Annotated in this window: 5 protein-coding genes; all 5 read right to left on the minus strand. The window is 36.3% G+C overall.

Annotation, left to right across the window (positions count from 1 at the left end):
- Positions 1–871, minus strand: an 871-nt coding sequence (locus E1171_RS09515) for a DUF2851 family protein (protein WP_155205771.1), incomplete at its 3' end; no start/stop codon positions are given.
- 325 nt (positions 872–1196) lie between these two features.
- Positions 1197–2015: an orotidine-5'-phosphate decarboxylase gene (gene pyrF, locus E1171_RS09520; protein ID WP_155205772.1), complete on the minus strand. Its 819-nt coding sequence runs from the start codon at positions 2013–2015 to the stop codon at positions 1197–1199.
- A gap of 105 nt (positions 2016–2120) precedes the next feature.
- Positions 2121–2654: a GNAT family N-acetyltransferase gene (locus E1171_RS09525; RefSeq protein WP_155205773.1), complete on the minus strand. Its 534-nt coding sequence runs from the start codon at positions 2652–2654 to the stop codon at positions 2121–2123.
- A 128-nt stretch (positions 2655–2782) separates the two neighbouring features.
- Positions 2783–3427, minus strand: coding sequence for an outer membrane lipoprotein periplasmic chaperone LolA1 (lolA1, locus tag E1171_RS09530; protein WP_155205774.1), 645 nt, complete (start codon positions 3425–3427; stop codon positions 2783–2785).
- Between the two features lie 85 nt (positions 3428–3512).
- Positions 3513–5993: an FtsK/SpoIIIE family DNA translocase gene (locus E1171_RS09535; RefSeq protein ID WP_155205775.1), complete on the minus strand. Its 2481-nt coding sequence runs from the start codon at positions 5991–5993 to the stop codon at positions 3513–3515.
- Positions 5994–6147: the final 154 nt, after the last annotated feature.

Here is a 6147-nt window from a genome sequence, read left to right on the forward strand (position 1 = left end):
AGTGATTGTTTTTATAAAGAAAACTTGCCAGCTGAGCGATTCGAAGAGTTGGAAAATTTGCAGGGCGCATTCTCAAAAATTTCCATTGATGGATTTCCATCACTTGATCAAATAATTGATATTTTCTCCCCAAAAATCCAAACTCCCTTTTTAAGCTTTGAAAATAAGTATCCTTCAAGTTCTGATTTAAAAAGCCAGCAGTCCCAAATAACAAGGCCTCCACCTGCATGAGATTATCGCCATGTTTAATAATTACTTTTAAAGGCAATTTTCTACTTAGTTCCCAAAAGGGCTCCTTATTGACTTTAAAACCAAAGTTTTGGGCCAATAATTGATAAGTGGTTTCCTCCCAATCCAATTGATTAACACCCAATAATTCCAAAACAAAATTCGCTTTCTGCTCCAACCTTTGAATTAAAGCCTGATCAAGGGTCGAAAGCCCAAAAATTTCATCTACATCTTCTATTTGTGAGGCACACGGAATAGCATCAAAGTTACTTAGCAACTTTTTATATCTGGAGATTAGTGTTTTACTCACCCTTCCCTTTAACTCCACCGTAGGGATTGGGGTGCCATCTTTTCGATATACTTGTTTGTCATTTTCCCAAACCACATGTAATATGACTTTATTATAGGCAGCATCCCTTTCATGACCGTGAAGCTTCCAATCCGAAGATTTGTAATGAATTTCCACATCACCATGCCAAGCCATATTTCCTAACTTTATTTTGGCCTGCGCAAAATCAGGCCCTGCATCTTTATTACTAATTCCAGGTTGAAAAATTTGAACATCTATTCCATGAACCGTCCTTAAAGAACCCTTTTCAAAATATTGATACCTCCAAACAAAATGTAAAAATTGCTCTCTCATTTTTATTACTTTCTTTCAATTTATAAGAGAAAGACTTGGTATCAGAATGGGAGAATAAGCAAAAAGTACTTTTGTAATAAAAAAGGGAATAAACAATTTTAGTAAAGATTGGTAAAAAGCCAACAATGAAGGGTGTGGGAGAAAGAGCTAAATAATCTACAGCAAATTTATTTAAAACATTAATAAAGAATATTTTATCTAATCATCAAGCGGTAAAACTTACTAAAAAAGAAAGGGTCAAAATGAAAACATTTTGACCCACAGATACACAACGGCATCCTTCTCTTTACTCCATTATCAATTAATTATCTCTCAACATTTAATGTCACAAAAACTCTGCCAAATATTTAGCCATTTCTTCCTGCAATTCTTTTGCTTTTTGCCCAGCCACTTCTGCAAAATCTCCCTCTTTAGAGGCATAAATAATCCCTCTGGAAGAATTGACCAATAATCCACACTGTTCATTCATTCCATATCTAGAAACTTCTTGCAAACTTCCTCCCTGCGCCCCAACACCTGGGACTAACAAAAAATGGTGAGGGACATTTTTTCTAACCTCTTGTAACTGATTTGCCCGTGTGGCCCCTACCACGTACATTAATTGATCATCCCGACCCCATTCCTGGCTTTTTTTCAAAACATTTTCAAAAAGCTTTTCCTTAGAACCTTCCAAAACCAATTGCTGAAAATCTCCGCTTCCCTCATTTGAAGTTAAGGCCAATAGAATCACCCATTTGTTTTTAAATTCCAGAAAAGGAGTTACAGAATCTTTTCCCATATATGGAGCAACAGTAACGGAATCAAAATCCATATTTTCGAAAAAGGCGCGAGCGTAAAGCCCTGAAGTATTCCCTATATCTCCTCTTTTGGCATCTGCAATGGTAAAAATATCATTAGGGATGTAAGCAAGCGTTTTTTGCAAGCTTTCCCATCCTTTAGCTCCCATAGCTTCATAAAAAGCTATATTAGGTTTATAAGCCACACAATAATCAGCCGTGGCATCAATAATTGCTTTATTAAACTCAAAAACAGGATCTTCTTTCTTTAGTAGGTGCTTGGGAATTTTGTTAAGGTCGGTATCCAGGCCTACACATAAATAGGACTGTTTTTTCTTAATTTGGTCAAAAAGCTGCTGTTTGTTCATAATTTCCTCTTCTCCATTACATTGATGCTGCAAAACTAATAGAAATCAATCTGGGAAAGAAACCTTTTGTAAAGGCAACATCTATCCTTTCCTCTTTTATTATCATCAATAACTTTTTTGAGCATTCCATCCTTCCACTTCTATTGCATAATAGTCAAGATCATAGGTCAATAAGGAAACTACTTTTTCCCTTTTTAAGCCAACCTTTTCCAATACCCTTTTTGAGGCAATATTTGGTGTTTCCACTATTCCAATTATTCGTTTCAGCTTCATCTTTTCAAACCCATAAGCTAATAGCGCTCTGGATATTTCAGTTGCAAATCCTTTACCCCAGCTTTTCTTTTGTAGGCGATACCCAATCTGAATTTCTTCAAATTCTTTTGAGTGATTTAAATTACAAACTCCTATTATTGCTCCACTTTCTCTTTCATGAAGGGCAAAAACTCCCAATCCAGGGTACAAATTATAATAAGATAACCGCTCCTCTAATCTTTCTTTCTCTTCATTCTTGGTGAGAATTTTACCTCCATAAATATATCGTACTACTTCGGGGTCCTGACCTTGTTGATAGATCCATTCCAAATCATCAATTGTTAACTTACGGCAAAATAAACGTTCCGACTCAAGCAATTTATTCATAATGAAACAAACATTAAAGGAAATTAGGAACTTGAGATATTCCTTTTAATTCGTAATTTCTTTTTCGACAGCATAAAAAAAGGGCTACATTTTGCAGCCCCTCTCTCATTCAATATTTTAGGTCTAAGTTACCTCAAATCTATCACTTCTACCCCATCGTGCTTTGAAGTATCAAAGGTAAAGAAATTATCATCTACTTTCACCTCAGGATTAAACTCTGTCACTACATATTGCACTCTGTTTCCATCTTTTGAAAACATCAACCAACTGCTTAATGTCTTATCAGTCTTTAAAATCTTCATTCGGATCTTAAAAATGGATTGACTTTTATCTTCTGGAACAAGATCAACAATTTGATAAACGCTTCCATTTTGGGTTTCTTCCCCCAAAAAAGAATACTTATAGCCCTCTTGATAAGCATTGTAAATCTTGGTTGGAGTCATCTCATCTTCTTCAGGATCAAATTCACTAATGTTCACCTCATTTTCATCCTTTAGATAGGTCCAAATGGTAGTGCCATTATTAAAAATCTCCTGTCCTCCCATATCCAAATGATACATATTGTCCTTCACAGTAATATTGCCATTCATCTCCTCATCAATATCCAATGTATCATTTACCAAGGAATAACTAATATTAGCACTAAAAGCAGGAATACTTTTATATTTTGCACTCATGGCTTCCAATATATCCAAGGCTTGAGAATCTTTCTGCGCATAACTTACATTAACCCAGCCTAACAACACCAACCCTAAAATCATTAATCTCTTCATCTTAATATTCTTTTGTAAATTGCTATTATTTCTATCTTATTGTACTGTAACGTTAGAGTTTTGATCCTCTTATTTTATTAATTACTTAAAGCTCATTCAATAACTGTTCCAAACTATATTCATCCTGAATTAATACTTCTCTGGCTTTACTTCCTTCAAATGGTCCTACAATTCCCGCTGCTTCCAATTGATCAATCAACCGCCCAGCCCGGTTATACCCCAGCTTAAGCTTTCTTTGAATCAAAGATGTACTTCCCTGTTGATGTGTAACAATTAATCGAGCCGCATCCTCAAAAAGAGAATCCCTATCGGAAAGGTCAACATCTTTAGCACCATCTCCATCTTCATCAGCCACTTCCGGTAAAAGATAGGCCGATTCATATCCTCTCTGGCTTCCTACAAACTCACAAATACCTTCCACTTCAGGAGTATCCACAAAAGCACATTGTAAGCGAATAATATCAGAACCTTGTGATAACAACATATCTCCCTGTCCAATTAGTTGCTCTGCCCCTCCTGCATCCAAAATGGTGCGCGAATCTATCTTAGAAGTGACACGAAACGAAATCCTGGCCGGGAAATTGGCCTTAATTATACCTGTAATCACATTTACAGATGGACGCTGAGTAGCGATAATAAGGTGAATACCAATGGCCCTGGCCAACTGTGCCAAACGAGCAATCGGAGTTTCCACCTCCTTACCGGCAGTCATCATCAAATCCGCCAACTCATCTATAACCAGCACAATGTAAGGCAAGAAACGATGACCTTTTTCAGGATTCAAACGTCTTTTTACAAACTTAACATTGTACTCTTTGATATTTCGACAACCTGCATCTTTTAACAAATCATACCGGTTATCCATTTCCATACACAAGGAGTTTAACGTATGGATAACTTTCTTAGTATCAGTGATAATTGACTCCTCCGTATTGGGTAAACGGGCCAAAAAATGACGTTCGATCTTATTAAAAAGGGTTAATTCCACTTTTTTAGGATCTACCAATACAAATTTCAATTGAGAAGGATGTTTCTTATAGATCAAGGAGGTAAGAATGGTATTTAAACCTACGGACTTACCTTGTCCAGTAGCTCCTGCCATTAACAGGTGTGGCATTTTAGCCAAATCCGCCACAAATACCTCATTAGAAATGGTTTTTCCTAAGACTACAGGCAATTCACTTTCACTTTTCATGAATTTCTCTGTAGATATTACCGAGCGGATGGAAACCATTTCCTTATTTTTATTTGGAACCTCAATACCAATAGTTCCTTTACCAGGAATCGGAGCAATAATCCGAATACCAAGAGCTGCCAAACTCAAGGCAATGTCATCTTCCAAATTTTTGATCTTTGAGATCTTTACTCCCGCCTCAGGCACAATCTCATAAAGTGTCACAGTAGGGCCAATTGTGGCTTTAATGCTGGAAATTCCAATTTTGAAATTCACCAGCGTTTCTACGATCTTATCTTTATTGGCCTGCAATTCTTCCTGACTAACTTTCACCTTTCCTGGGCCATAATCAATTAATAGATCATCGGAAGGAAATTGATAAGAACCCAAATCCAAGGTAGGATCATAATTCTCAGCAATACCAGTTTGCGTCTCTTCTTTCACTTGTTGGCTAACAGTAAAATCAAGGGCTTCATTTTCTTCCTCATTCAACAGCTCTGTTGTATCCTCTATCACAAATTCCATATCTTTTTGGGAACTTTTCCGCTTTGGAGCAGTGCTTGGGATATCAAAATTTATCGGTTCCTCCAAATTGAGGTCTGAAGGATTGCTTACTAGATCTTCTTTATTTAAAGAGGACAAATTAGATCCTTCTTTTTGTTGGTTTTCTGAAAGTCTTTCCCCTTCCTCCTTCTTTGGTTCGGGATTGGGAACTTTGATAGGAGACCTTTCTTTCTTCTCCAATTTCTCAGCAGAAACAGAAACAAAGGAGAACCACTCCGTAACGTTAAAAAAATAAACAATAAAGACCGCAAGGGAAAAAATTAAAAATAAAATAGTCCCTCCTCCAATCAAACTTTTACTTAAAATAGCTAATTGATAACCAATTCCTCCACTAAGAAAACTCCAACTATCCAGACTATCGGTTACACTAAATATATATCCCACACAAAGGCTTATCCAAAACAGAAAGAAAAAGACAAACCGAAAGGTCTTCCTGACTGATACAAAAGCTTTCCGTAAAACTATTTTTGAGCCCAGAATAAATAAAAGAGGCGGAATTAAAAAAGAGGCAATCCCAAACCACTCATATATAAATAGACGGGAAAGGTAAGCTCCTAACAAGCCCAACAGGTTTTTGGTTTCCCGGCCTGAAGATTTTAAACCTTCTTCTGAAACACTGTTCAGCACACTTTGATCCGCATTACCACTAAAAAAATAACTTGCAAAAGCGATTAACAAGAAAAATGCGCCTATGATCAAGAAAAACCCAAAGGCTAAATGAAATCGCCGATCTTTGATAAAGCTAAAATTAAAACCAAGGTTAACCTTCTTCTTTTTAGGCTTACGTTTTTTAGATTTAGTTTCTGATTTGTAGGTATTTACCGCCATAAAACCCCCTAAAAATTCAAATTAAGTTTCCGGAAAAAATAATTTTTGAGATTAAATATACCTTAAGCCAATCTAAAAACATAAGAAAGACCAAGAATTGGTCTTCATTTATTTAGATAAACCAAGGGCAACCACCACTGCCCAAAATTTATAC

This window comes from Xanthovirga aplysinae (assembly GCF_009711365.1).
Taxonomy (GTDB): domain Bacteria; phylum Bacteroidota; class Bacteroidia; order Cytophagales; family Cyclobacteriaceae; genus Xanthovirga; species Xanthovirga aplysinae.